The organism is Candidatus Woesearchaeota archaeon (assembly GCA_016192995.1).
GTDB lineage: Archaea > Nanobdellota > Nanobdellia > Woesearchaeales > DSVV01 > JACPTB01.
This window is the reverse complement of sequence record JACPTB010000009.1, coordinates 22,065-35,344: the sequence shown is the minus strand read 5'-3', so window position 1 is coordinate 35,344 and position 13,280 is coordinate 22,065. Positions and strand designations below refer to the sequence as shown.

General features: G+C 36.1%; 12 protein-coding genes. 11 read left to right on the top strand and 1 reads right to left on the bottom strand.

Features of this window, described 5'->3' with window-relative positions; genetic code table 11:
- Window positions 1-353: 353 nt before the first annotated feature.
- The 9 genes from HYY69_07080 to HYY69_07040 all read left to right on the top strand — a co-directional run bounded on the left by HYY69_07080 (window position 354) and on the right by HYY69_07040 (window position 10,274).
- Window positions 354-674, top strand: coding sequence for a hypothetical protein (locus tag HYY69_07080; GenBank protein MBI3033212.1), 321 nt, complete (start codon window positions 354-356; stop codon window positions 672-674).
- Window positions 675-688: 14 nt separating this feature from the next.
- Complete coding sequence (locus tag HYY69_07075) at window positions 689-2,656, top strand: V-type ATP synthase subunit I (protein MBI3033211.1); 1,968 nt, start codon at window positions 689-691, stop codon at window positions 2,654-2,656.
- 6 nt (window positions 2,657-2,662) lie between these two features.
- Window positions 2,663-2,887 carry a V-type ATP synthase subunit K gene (locus tag HYY69_07070; protein MBI3033210.1) on the top strand — a complete coding sequence of 75 codons (225 nt, stop codon included), beginning with the start codon at window positions 2,663-2,665 and terminating at the stop codon, window positions 2,885-2,887.
- 43 nt (window positions 2,888-2,930) lie between these two features.
- Window positions 2,931-3,476, top strand: a complete 546-nt coding sequence (locus HYY69_07065) for a hypothetical protein (protein MBI3033209.1) — start codon at window positions 2,931-2,933, stop codon at window positions 3,474-3,476.
- Window positions 3,477-3,479: 3 nt separating this feature from the next.
- Window positions 3,480-4,541 (top strand): V-type ATPase subunit, encoded by a 1,062-nt coding sequence (locus HYY69_07060; GenBank protein ID MBI3033208.1) that lies wholly within the window; start codon window positions 3,480-3,482, stop codon window positions 4,539-4,541.
- 12 nt (window positions 4,542-4,553) lie between these two features.
- Window positions 4,554-4,856 carry a hypothetical protein gene (locus HYY69_07055; protein MBI3033207.1) on the top strand — a complete coding sequence of 101 codons (303 nt, stop codon included), beginning with the start codon at window positions 4,554-4,556 and terminating at the stop codon, window positions 4,854-4,856.
- An 817-nt stretch (window positions 4,857-5,673) separates the two neighbouring features.
- The gene (locus HYY69_07050) at window positions 5,674-8,235 is read left to right on the top strand and encodes a V-type ATP synthase subunit A (protein ID MBI3033206.1); all 2,562 of its coding nucleotides are present in this window, start codon (window positions 5,674-5,676) and stop codon (window positions 8,233-8,235) included.
- Between the two features lie 34 nt (window positions 8,236-8,269).
- Window positions 8,270-9,643, top strand: a complete 1,374-nt coding sequence (locus HYY69_07045) for a V-type ATP synthase subunit B (GenBank protein ID MBI3033205.1) — start codon at window positions 8,270-8,272, stop codon at window positions 9,641-9,643.
- A 16-nt stretch (window positions 9,644-9,659) separates the two neighbouring features.
- Window positions 9,660-10,274 (top strand): V-type ATP synthase subunit D, encoded by a 615-nt coding sequence (locus HYY69_07040; GenBank protein MBI3033204.1) that lies wholly within the window; start codon window positions 9,660-9,662, stop codon window positions 10,272-10,274.
- An 11-nt stretch (window positions 10,275-10,285) separates the two neighbouring features.
- On the opposite strand, the gene HYY69_07035 is transcribed toward HYY69_07040, so the two are convergent.
- Complete coding sequence (locus HYY69_07035) at window positions 10,286-10,717, bottom strand: hypothetical protein (protein MBI3033203.1); 432 nt, start codon at window positions 10,715-10,717, stop codon at window positions 10,286-10,288.
- A 126-nt stretch (window positions 10,718-10,843) separates the two neighbouring features.
- On the opposite strand from HYY69_07035, the gene HYY69_07030 reads away from it, so the two are divergent.
- Together HYY69_07030 and HYY69_07025 are read left to right on the top strand one after the other, a co-directional pair.
- Window positions 10,844-11,077, top strand: a complete 234-nt coding sequence (locus tag HYY69_07030) for a hypothetical protein (GenBank protein ID MBI3033202.1) — start codon at window positions 10,844-10,846, stop codon at window positions 11,075-11,077.
- A 30-nt stretch (window positions 11,078-11,107) separates the two neighbouring features.
- The gene (locus HYY69_07025; protein MBI3033201.1) at window positions 11,108-13,168 is read left to right on the top strand and encodes a V-type H(+)-translocating pyrophosphatase; all 2,061 of its coding nucleotides are present in this window, start codon (window positions 11,108-11,110) and stop codon (window positions 13,166-13,168) included.
- Window positions 13,169-13,280: the final 112 nt, after the last annotated feature.

Genomic DNA, 13,280 nt, shown 5'->3' with positions numbered 1-13,280 from the left:
GTAGTTTTTGGTGCCATGCTTGTGATTATCCTTCAAATTAGTACGTGGGAAAAAAGGAAATTCCAATAGGAATTTTTTCCTTCTTATAAATAAGTGAGATAATCACGGCACCAAAACCGAGGCTATGCCGAGATTTTCACCAGAGCCTTGGCTATCGTACGTAATAAGTCTTCTTTGGTTTTAGCGCCGGTTCAGCTTTTTAAGTTGATTTCGATTGGATTTTTCTCTCTGGCACTCCGAAAAATCCTCACAATAGATATAAGAAGAGCTTCACAAAAAAGGCGCTAAAACCCCAGACTTATTACGTACTGGCTATCGCAACCTTTAAAAAGTAAGTACTTTTCATACCTTTTATGGATAGAACATTATTGGAAATTAAAGAGGCTGAAGAAGAAGCAGAACATATTATTACACGAGCTGAGAAAAAAACACATGAATTTCTTCTTACCCTACAAACTACTATAGCTCACGAACAAGATGTTCGGCAAGAAGCTTTTGAAAAAGAGAAGAAAAACGCCTTAGATCATCTTCGTAAGGCACTTGAGAAAAAACGTTCTGCTATTTTAAAAGATTCAGAAACTGAAGCACAAGTTTTAACAGCTAAAGCACATAAAAATCTCCCTGCATCAGTAGATTTTGTTGTAACGGCCTTCAAAGATTATATTAAACAATAAACCTTCGCAGCACCATGATAATACATACTGAACGAATGACTAAAGTACGGATAATAGTTCCTTCACTTCAACTTGATCCTGTTATTGAAAAATTGTATTCTTTATCAAAATTTCATCTTATTCCTCACACTAAAAATTCTTCATTAGATATAGGTAAACCCTTACCCAATGTTGAAAAGATCTCAGAATTACTCCTCGTACTACGATCGTTAAAAGCAAAGTTTAATATTCTATCGCAAGCATCTTCTACCTGTTATACACTTTCTGATATTGAAACCAAACTTCAACACATCACCCAGCAGATTACTGCTTATGAAGAGAAACTTGCTCTTGCTGCAGCGCAACTATCAGAAAAAAATGAATTACTTAAACAACTCGACTTTCTTAATTCTCTCTATCTTGATATTGATTCTTACAAACCACTAAAAAGCATTGCTTCTTTTATTGGTTATATTAATTACCGCGATGATTTGCGTGATAAACTTTATCATGTCACACGTTCTCATAAATTACACATTTCAAAGAATGGCAAGCATAGAACTCTTGCATTATTTTGCCGCTCTGCAGATGCGGTAAAGATTGCTGGTCTTCTTAAAGAATATTCATTTACTCCTGTTGATATCAGCAAAGCGCTCCAATTATCTGGTCATGTTATGCCAGCCGTCAATGCTTTGATTGATGAGATTAATACTGTTGAAATTGAACAACAAAAAACTCAACGATATCTTCAACAACTTCTTACAAAATATACTTCCTTTATTGCCAATGCTGAAGCTTTTCTCACTGATGAAGCTGCAAAAGCAGAAGCGCCGTTGCAATTTGCTGCTACTCGCCATAGCTCTGTTATACAAGCATGGGTTCCGACTCATGACATTCCATTAATTCAAACAGAACTTGAAAAAACAGCAGGAGCTAAGATTGTTATTGAACAAAAACCAGTTCAGAAAAATGATAAAGTACCTATACAGCTCAAGCATACCTTGTTAGTAAAACCTTTTACTTTTTTTATGGATCTTTATACGCTGCCGCATTATGATGAAATTAATCCTGTGTTGTTTATGTTTTTAACCTTCCCGTTATTTTTTGGCATGATGCTAGGAGATGTAGGTTATGGGTTAGTGACTCTCTTATTCTTTTTATGGCTAAAAACAAAACTTCCTCAAGCACGTGATTTGTTGAATGTGTTGTTGTACTCTTCAGTATCAAGCATTATTTTTGGTTTTATCTTTGGAGAATACTTTGGTTTTGAGCATGTTAAAGAAAAAACTGCGTCTTTTCTTTCTGGTTTAGGCATTGTTTTACTACCTGAAACTATTGTGGAACATGGTATACAAGAAGTTGTCTACACTTTTCCACGCATTATCAATCGCCTTCATGGTGAAATAAATGTTTTAGGAAATGAAATTCATATCGTTCTTGTCCTCGGCGCAATTCTTGGCTTTATTCACTTGAATCTCGCATTTCTTATAGGTTTTTTTAATGAATTGCATCATGGTTTTTTCAAAGCAGTATTACATAAAGTTAGTTGGTTGATACTTGAAGCTGGGATTATTTTATTAGTTATTTCATTTCTTGGAATAATTACTCTTCCTATTCTTGTTGGCTGGTTTGTTTTAGCTTTGGCAATTATTATGCTGTACCTTGGTGAAGGTGTTCAAGGGCTTGTTGAATTACCTTCAATATTCTCTAATATTTTATCGTACATGCGTCTTGGCGCTGTAGGTTTAGCATCAGTAGGATTAGCAGTTGTTGTTAATGAAAATTTGACAATGCCTTTTATTGAAAAAGGCGGGTTTTTTGTTGTCATTGGCATCCTTATCTTTGCGCTTGGGCATACTATCAATATTTTGTTAGGAATATTAGGGCCATTTTTACATTCATTACGACTCCACTATGTAGAATTTTTTTCAAAATTCTTTCATGGCGGCGGCATACGATATGCTCCGTTTGGAGCAAAAAATTATGAAAACTATCGGAGGTAGAATACTATGGTGGCAGAAGCAGGATTAATAGCAGTTGGCGCAAGTATTGCTTTTGGCTTAAGCGCTATTGCAGCTGGAATTGCAGAAAAGCAAATTGGTGCAGCAGCAGTTGGCGCTATGGCTGAAAAAGAAGAATTGTTTGGTAAAGGATTAATCTTAACCGTCATTCCAGAGACTATTGTTATCTTTGGATTAGTTGTGGCAATTTTGATATTAGGATTAGCAGGATAAACCCTGTTTTCTTTCTATCAATTCCTTAACCTTAGGTGATGATATGGGATTACATGAAGTACAACAAGAAATATTAACTGAAGCTCAACGAAAAGCTGATGCATTACATCAAGAGTCTCAACAGCAATTTAAGGCTAGTGTAGCGAAAGCTCTTGAGGATTATAAACAGAAATTACTTCAAGATAAAGCAGCTTTTGAAAATTCTCTTACCTTGCTTGAAAAACGAGAACTAGCTTCTGCAATGCTGGAAGCACGAAAAAATATATTTGAAGTTAAAAAACAGCTCTTACAAGAAGTGTATGACCGCGCCTATGCACGACTTACTTCATTGCCAGCAGCTGAGCGCAAGTTATTACTGCAGCGCCTTCTCGAAAAAGCAAAACACGAGTTGCCTGTTAGCACTGTTTTTTTAAACAGTGAAGATAAAAGCCTACTATCTGAATCTGCTACTGTCACCCACCTTGCCGGCGGCATTATTGCAGAAAACAAAGAAGGAACAATACGTGTTGATTATAGTTTAGAAACGCTTTTCATGATTATCAAAGAGAAAACTATGGCAGATGTTGCTAAACTCTTATTTGGAGCATAACTCATGATTAAAACACCAAACAAGATAACACTTAAAGAGTATCCTTATACTTATGTCCGTACCGTAACTATGAAATCAAAGCTCTTGAAAAAACAAGACTATGATAAACTGCTTCATATGGAAATCAATGAAATTACAAAGTACTTGCAAGAACTTCATTATGGTCAAGAGATCAATGCGCTTGCACTGAAATATAAAAATGTTGCATTGTTGGAAAATGCTCTTGAAAAAAATACTCTCGCTTCTTTCGAAAAATTAAAGCAAATTTCACCTGAAGAACTCCATGAATTAATTATCGCTTATCTTAAGAGGCACGATATCTTTAATATTAAAACAATTCTTCGCGCTAAATTTACCCATAGTGGCTTTTCAGAAATCCAACCATTATTACTTGTTGGTGTTGCTTTCAGTCATGATGCTCTTCAAAAATTATTGTTATTGCCATCAGTTGAAGCAATTATTGAGAAACTTCATTTTTTTTCAGACAAGCAACGGCAGATACTAATTGATGCATTCAAACATAGTACCTCACTGCTTGCTATCGAAAATGCTCTTGACAAATATTACTATGAATTTACGTTTAACTTTTGCGATAGACTCAAGGGCGGAGCAGACTTATTTAAAAATTATCTTTTATCAGAGATTGATGTTATTAACCTCAAGCTTATTCTTCGATTAAAAAAAGAAGACATAAAAAAAGAAACTATCTTGACTCATATTCTTGTGTTTGGTCATGGTTTGCAGCGCCAGTATATTCAATCACTTCTCTCATTGGATTATGACGCAGTTATTGCTAAACTTTCCCGACATAGAGACTTAGGGTCTGTTGTCAGGCAACATCAAGAAAGCCTTAAGCATAAAGATATGGTTTTGTTTGAGGCAGCGTTACAAAATTATTTGCTGCAGAAAGCTTCATTATTACTTCATCAGCATCCTTTGGCAGGCGAAGCTATTCTTGGTTTTATGCTCGCTAAAGATATTGAAATTAAAAATCTTAAAACAATTATTAAAGGAAAACAACTTGGTTTAGATGAGCAGTTCATAACTGCCCAACTTGTTGTTTGATTAGGTGCTCTCATGTATACTCTTAAAGCATTAGGTCCTTCAACATTTGTCTTGGGATTTAGGTTAGCTGGTATTCCTGTTCAAGAAGCGGAAAATCCACTTCAAGATTTCGAACTATTATTTCAAGACAAAGAGTTAGGAATTATCATTACTGATGAAACAACGATTCAAGCATTACCAGAACATTTTCGCGAACAGGTAGAAAAACGTGTGCAACCAGTTACTGTTGTTTTATCAACTTCAACAGCAAGTCAGGAAACCTTACGCAAACAAATCCAGAAATCAATTGGTGTTGATTTATGGAAAAATGATTAAATCAAACTTAGCATAGATACATTTAATTAATATCAAAGGTGGTAGTATGGGAAAAAAAGCAATGAAAAAAACAAGCTCAACTATAAAAAAAGAGACAAAAAAAATGTCTTCATCAGCACGCCGTTCAGCTCCAGCTGAACAGTATGTGAGTCAGGGTGTGTTATTTAGAATTGCAGGACCTGTTGTTGTAGCGAAAAATCTTGCAGCACGTATGTATGATATTGTAAAAGTTGGTCATGAGAAACTTATGGGCGAAGTTATTCAGATTGATGGCGATACCGTCATTATTCAAGTTTATGAAGATACTTCTGGCATTAAACCAGGTGAACCAGTCTTTAATACTGGTAAACCTCTCTCTGTAGCTTTAGGGCCGGGGTTATTAACCAGTATTTATGATGGTATTCAAAGACCATTGTCAGTTTTACAGGAAAAAATGGGGGATTTTATTCTTAGAGGAGTAGATGCTCCAGGCTTAGATCAAGAAAAAAAATGGACCTTTAAAGCTACTGTTAAAATTGGGCAGAAATTAGACGGCGGCGCAATTTTAGGTGAAGTGCAGGAAACTGAGACTATTGTCCATAAAATTATGCTGCCGCCTCATGTTTCAGGAAAGTTAAAAGAATTGAAATCTGGTTCTTTTACCGTAACTGAGATTATTGGAGCATTAGATAATGGTTATCAAATTCGTTTACAACACTATTGGCCAGTTCGACAGCCACGCAGCGTGAGAAAAAAATTACCGCCAACTGTTCCTTTAATTACTGGGCAGCGTGTTTTTGATGTTTTTTTCCCTCTTGCTAAAGGAGGCGTGGCTGCAATTCCAGGACCGTTTGGAGCAGGCAAATGTGTTACAGGAGATACAAATATACTTGTCAACAATCAATTAAAACAAATAAAAGAGGTATTTGAGTATGCAACTGGAACAGTAGAGCTAGAAAATCAAAATGAAAAGATGATAGCATTAGACATTCCCTTAACAGTTTGGAGTTTTGATGGCGAAAAAACAAAGAAGACCAGTGCAACACATGTGTATAAAGGAAAAACAAGCAGAATTATAAAAGTAAAAACAAGGTCTGGTAAAACAGTTCAATTAACGCCGGTCCATAAACTCTTCAAGCTAGATCAGGAATTGAATATTGTAGAAACTGAAGCACAGCATCTTTCTGAAGGTGACTACCTTATTGCTCCGAGAAAGATAGACTTTTCAGTAAACTACCAGGAAATAGAGATTAATTTCGAGTGCAGGGTAGTTGATAAGAAGGCTATAGATCTAATGGTTAAGCTGGTTTATAATTATCAACAAAAGACTGGTAAAACCTTAAAACAAATTGCTAAAAAAATAAACGTAACTTATGATACATTCATAAATTTCTACACGAAAAGAAATGCTCCGACATTAGCATTCATAAAAAAGATAGAGCAATTAACTAATAACCGTATTAATGTTACTGTCATTAAAACCGAAAGGGCTTCACTAGCAATTACCATACCAAAAATTCTTTCTGAAGAACTTGCAGAATTTATTGGTTATATTATGTCGGATGGTATGATTAAAGGAGGGAAAACAATACATTTTTTCAATAAAAAAGCTGAATTGCGGCAAAGAGTTGCATATTTGGGAAAGAAATTATTTAATCTAAACACAAAAGAGTATTATGCACATACTGTTGAAGCACTTGAAATTTCCTCAACTGCTGCAGTAAAGTTACTTCAGTCTCTCAACATGCCATTAATGAGAAAATCTAATACCGTAGATATTCCATCGTTACTATTAGTTTCTCCTGAAAGCGTTATCAAACGTTTCTTAACAGCGTATATCAGTTGCGATGGTCATGTTGGAAAAAAGGAATTAGAAATTACTTCAGCAAGCAAAAAAATGCGGAATTCAATGACGTATCTCTTGCTGCGGCTAGGTATTTTTCATAGAACTGTTGAGAGAATTATCAATAATAAGGAGTATTATCGGCTCTTCATTCCTAAACGAGAAGCAATAAAGATACATCCTTATTATACCCAAGAATTCTACTATAATGCGAATGATATTGTGCCTATGACTAGTGCATTATTTAAACAACTCTTAGGTGATACAAAACCATTCACCTTAGGGAAAGAGCATATTTCCACTGCGGGTTATTACGTTGATCAGAATCTTACTGCAAAAACAATGCAGAAGATAGCTGCAAAATTATCTGACAAAAAGCTTCAAACATTTGCAACAGCGTTGAACTATGTCTTTTGCGATGAGATTGTTTCAATAGACATTATTGATCAGGATACAGATGTTTATGATCTTACTGTACCAGAAACGCACAATTTTATAGGGGGGAATACACCTATGCTTTTACATAACACCGTATCTCAGCAGCAGCTTGCTAAATGGAGTGATGCAGATATTGTTGTTTACATTGGCTGCGGTGAGCGAGGCAATGAAATGACTGAAGTTTTGACTGAGTTTCCTCATCTTATTGATCCAAAAACAAATAAGCCATTAATGAATCGAACCGTGTTAATTGCTAATACTTCAAATATGCCGGTTGCTGCACGAGAAGCGTCAGTTTATACCGGTGTTACTATTGCTGAATATTTCAGAGACATGGGTTACAATGTTGCTTTAATGGCAGATTCTACCTCACGCTGGGCAGAAGCAATGCGAGAGATCTCTTCACGTCTTGAAGAGATGCCGGGAGAAGAAGGTTATCCTGCCTATCTTTCTATTAAACTTGCTGAATTTTACGAAAGAGCAGGAAGAGTAGTTCCTTTAGGAACTGACACTGTTGGCAGTGTCAGTGTTATTGGTGCAGTTTCTCCTCCTGGAGGAGATTTTTCAGAACCAGTAACTCAAAATACCTTACGAGTAACTAAAACGTTCTGGGCTCTGGATGCAAAATTAGCTCAACGCCGTCATTTTCCCAGCATCAACTGGTTGACTTCATATAGTTTATACCTTGATTCTTTAGCACCATGGTTTTCTGAGTATGTTGCTGAAGACTGGAGAGATTTAGTCAAACAATTAATGGTTATTCTTCAGGAAGAAGAAAAGCTGATGGAAATTGTGCAGCTTGTTGGGAGTGATGCATTGCCTGACAAACAACAAGTAACTTTGGAAGTAGCAAGGCTTGTCCGTGAATTTATTTTACAACAGAATGCGTATCATGATGTTGATACCTATTCAGAACCTAAGAAAAGTTATCTGCTGATGCAGACGGTGCTTGCTTTCAAAACATTTGCAGAAGCTGCTTTAGAGCGAGGAGCTCGCGTTAAGCAAATTCTTGCAACTAAAGCAAAAGATGGCATTGCAACAGCGAAATTTGAAAAAGACTATGCGAAAATATTAACAATAGCCACTAAAGATATGGAAAAAGAATTTTCGCAATTATAACGCAGAACATACATAAGCTTACGAGGTAGGGAATATGAAAGAATATAAAACTATCACTAAAATTGCAGGACCTCTTGTTTTTGTAGAGAAAACAGATCCTGTTGGTTATGGAGAACTTGTTTCATTAAAATTGCCTGATGGTAGTGTTAAAAATGGGCAAGTTCTCGATACCAGCAATGACCTTGTTGTTGTTCAAATTTTTGAAGGAACTTCAGGTATTGATCGTGAAACACGAGTACGATTTTTGGGAGAAACCATTAAATTAGGTGTTTCAGAAGAAATGTTAGGAAGAATCTTCAGCGGCGCAGGAAAACCTATTGACGGCGGGCCAGCTCTTGTTCCTGAGAAAAAAATTGATATTATTGGAGCTGCTATTAATCCTTATTCGCGGGCATCACCCAGTGATTTTATCCAGACAGGAATTTCAACTATTGATGCAACGAATACTTTAGTTCGAGGGCAAAAATTGCCTATCTTTAGCGGCAGTGGACTGCCCCATAATGAAATTGCCCTTCAAATTGCACGGCAGGCAAAAGTTATCGGGCAAAAAGAAAATTTCGTAGTTATTTTTGCAGCAATGGGTATTACTAATGAAGAAGCTTCTTATTTTATGAAAGATTTTGAAGAAACAGGAGCTTTACAGCGATCAGTTGTATTCCTGAATCTTGCCGATGATCCAGCTGTTGAACGGTTAGTCACGCCAAGAATGGCTCTGACTACTGCTGAATATCTCGCCTATGAACGCGACATGCATGTTCTTGTTATTTTAACTGATATGACGAACTATTGTGAAAGTTTGCGTCAAATAGGAGCTGCCCGAGAAGAAATTCCTGGACGGCGAGGATATCCAGGATATATGTACACTGACCTAGCGATGCTTTATGAGCGCGCTGGTATGATTAAAGGCAAAAAAGGATCTATTACTCAGATTCCGATTTTAACTATGGTTGGGGATGATATTACTCATCCTATCCCTGATTTAACCGGGTATATTACTGAGGGTCAAATTGTACTGAGTCGTGAGCTTCATCGAAAAGGAGTTTATCCACCTGTTGATGTATTGCCTTCGTTATCTCGATTAATGAATTTAGGGATTGGCAAAGGAAAAACACGCGACGATCATAAAAATGTTTCTGACCAATTATATGCAAACTATGCTCAAGGAAGGGATTTACGAGGACTGGTTGCAATTGTTGGTGAAGAAGCTTTGAGCGATCGTGACAAACGATTGTTAAAATTTGCTGAAGCATTTGAGCAGCGTTTTGTCAAGCAAATGAGAAACGAAGACAGAACCATTAACCAAACTCTTGACGTATCCTGGCATATGTTTGGTGCAATTCCTAAAAATGAATTAACTCGATTAAGCCCTGATTTGAAGGAAAAGTACTATAAAGATCAGCAAGTATAAGTCTTTGTGATAAGCTATGAGCCAAAATATTAAGCCGACAAGAAGTGAACTGCAGAATTTAAAGAAACGAATTAAGCTGGCAGAGTCAGGTTATAATTTACTTAAGAAGAAACGCGATGGTTTAATACTTGAATTTTTTGAAGTGTTAAAACAGGCAAAATCACTTCGTAAAGAGCTTACTGAAGAATATAAAACTGCTTTGCAGGCAGTAAATATGGCTCGTGTTGTAGAAGGGGATTTATCGCTCACTTCTTTAAGCATGGCAGTTGTTACTAAACCAGAAGTTGAACTTATGTCTAAAAATATTATGGGTGTTGTCGTTCCTAAAATCAAATCTCAACCAGTGCAGCATCATTTTATGGATCGTGGTTATGGAACTATCGGAAGCTCAACTATGATTGATAATGCAGCTTTTGCCTATGAAAAAGTAGTTGAAAAAGTTATTCAAGCTGCTGAAACAGAAACAACGATGAAGAAATTACTTGAAGAGATTGAAAAAACTAAAAGACGGGTTAATGCTTTGGAGTTTGAAGTAATTCCCAAAATGAAAACGCAGATGGCATTTATTAAAATGCGGTTGGAAGAAATGGATCGAGAAAATGTGTTTAGAATGAAGAGGATTAAAGAGTAAATAATTTGTAATTATTCTAATAACTCATCATATCCTACTAATTTAATTATTTCAGATTCCGTTTGGTATACTGCATTTTTCTGAAGCCTATATTTTATTGAAAATCTATACTTTTTTCCTTCTTGAAATTGTTTTGCAGTATTAATATCTAAATCTATTCGTAAATTATCATTTTCCAAATAATTTGGTGTGTCTGAAATGATTATAAAGTCAGAACCGCAGGTCTTGCACAAAGCACCTTTTGGGCATGGCGGGCAAAAGTATACGTCAACTACATATGCATCAATGTTAAAATTTCCTTCAGTTGGTTTTTCTTTAATAATATTTTCTACCGTAGTTACTTGGTATGTTTGATCTGTAAAAGGATAGGTTCTTTCAATTTTAGGTGGTATTTGATTAGTTGAGCATCCGATAAGAAGAATCATCATTGTTAATATGCTCATTATCATCCACTTTTTCATAATTTGAAATTTTAGGTATTTATATATTAAAATGTATTGTATTTTAGTAATTATAAATACTGTTTATTATAACAATATTTAAAAATAAAACCCTATTTTTAGCTGGTAATGCATAAGAAATGTTCTGTGTGTGAGGAAACTACTGCCCAGTATCTTATTAAGGATACTACTGACTACTACTGTGAAGAGTGCGCTTTGCAATGTTTTGGAGATTTAGGTCTACTGATTAGTGTTGAAGAACAGGCTCGAAAACTTAAAGAGATGATTGATACATCAATAACTCAAGATCCATCATCTCTAAAAGATCAAGATAATGAAGAAGAAAGAGAAGAAAAAGAGTAAAATTAAGCAGAAATAATAAGGTGGTTATACATGGATTATACATTATGGTTAGTATTTCTTGTTGGTATTATTGCATTAGTATATGCATGTTATCTTGCACGAAAAGTTTCTAAATATGATGTAGGCAATCAAAAAATGCAAGAGATTTCCCGCGCTATACAAGAAGGTGCTTTGGCATTTTTATATCAAGAATATAAGATCATGGCTTGGTTTATTGTTATATTTGGCGCGTTAATTGCTTTATTTTTAGATCATGGTGTTTCTACTGCATTGGCGTTTGTCTTTGGCTGCGTAACCTCGATTCTTGCAGGTTATATTGGGATGCGGATTGCAACCTTAGGCAATGTTAGAACCACTTTTCAAGCTCAAAAAAGTTTAAGCAAGGCATTTCAAGTTGCTTTTGAATCAGGTTCAGTTATGGGATTAGGATTAGTTTCTTTTGCAGTTTTAGGATTAGGCTTGTTATATATTCTATTTAGCTTGGTGCTTGGTTATCAAGCACCGATTGTTATGGAAATCATGGCTGGATTTGCATTAGGCGCAAGCAGCATTGCATTGTTTGCAAGAGTTGGCGGCGGTATTTACACTAAAGCAGCAGATGTTGGTGCAGATTTAGTCGGGAAGGTTGAGAAAGGAATTCCAGAAGATGATCCTCGAAATCCAGCTGTTATTGCAGATAATGTCGGAGATAATGTTGGAGATATTGCAGGAATGGGTGCAGATTTATTTGGGAGCTGCGCAGAAAGCACTTGTTCAGCGCTTCTTATTGGCGCTGTTGTTTTTGCAGCTGCTGGTTTGGGAGCATTGCTGTATCCTTTATTAATATCTGTTATTGGTATTGTTGCTTGTTTTATAACCTTGTTTTTAATCAAGTTGCCTGAAGGAAAAGAAAATGTAGAAAGTGTCCTAAAACGTGGTTTGATTATTTCATCATTATTAGTAGCAGTTGCTTTGTATTTTGTTACTACAATAGTTCTTCCTGCTCAATTTGAATTGTTCTCAGCAACCTATACATCACTCGGTGTTTATTTTGCGGTGTTATCAGGAATAATTTCAGGATTACTCATTGGCATTGTTACTGAATATTACACTTCACATCGCTATAAACCAGTGCGTTCAGTTGCAAATGCTTCAAAAACAGGAGCAGCAACTAATATTATTTATGGTCTTGCTTTAGGATATGAAAGTTCTGTCTTGCCTATTATTTTACTAGCAATTACTGTTTTTGTTGCCTATTCATTTGCAGGATTTTACGGGATTGCTATTGCAGCAATTGGCATGCTCTCAACCCTTGTGTTAGGATTAGCAATAGATGCTTATGGACCTGTATCAGATAATGCAGGTGGCATTGCTGAAATGGCAGGGTTGGATAAATCTATCAGGAAAAGAACTGATGTTTTAGATGCAGCAGGCAATACTACTGCAGCAATTGGCAAAGGTTTTGCCATAGGCTCAGCAGTGTTAACAGGATTAGCATTGTTCAGTGCATTTACTGTTGCTGGAAGTGTTGGTGTCGTTGATTTGTTATCGCCTCTTGTAATCAGTGGCTTATTTATCGGTGCATTACTGCCTTTTATCTTCTCTGCTTTGACGATGAAATCAGTGGGAAAAGCAGCATTAAGCATGGTTGAAGAAGTACGGCGACAATTTAAAACCATTAAAGGATTAATGCAGGGGAAAGCAAAGCCTGACTACAAAAAATGTGTTATGATTTCAACCGAGGCAGCTTTGAAGGAAATGATTTTGCCAGGAATACTTGTTTTAGGAACTCCTCTTGTAGTTGGACTTCTATTCGGTGTTCAAGCATTAGCAGGGGTATTAATGGGATCAATTGTTACTGGCGCAGTATTAGCAATCGCATCTGCTAATTCAGGCGGAGCTTGGGATAATGCTAAAAAATATATTGAAGCAGGCAATCTTGGAGGAAAAGGCAGTGATGTCCATAAAGCAGCTGTTGTAGGAGACACTGTCGGAGATCCTTTCAAAGATACCTCTGGGCCATCATTGAATATTCTTATTAAACTTATGTCTATAACTAGTTTAGTGTTTGTGCCTTTGTTTGTGAAATATGGTGGATTATTACTTAGATAATATTTTTGGCTCTGTCCCAAATCTCGGCTAACGCCTCGGTTTTGGTGCCGTGATTATCTCACTTATTTATAACAAGGAAAAAATTCCCATTGTAATTTCCTTTTTTCCCACG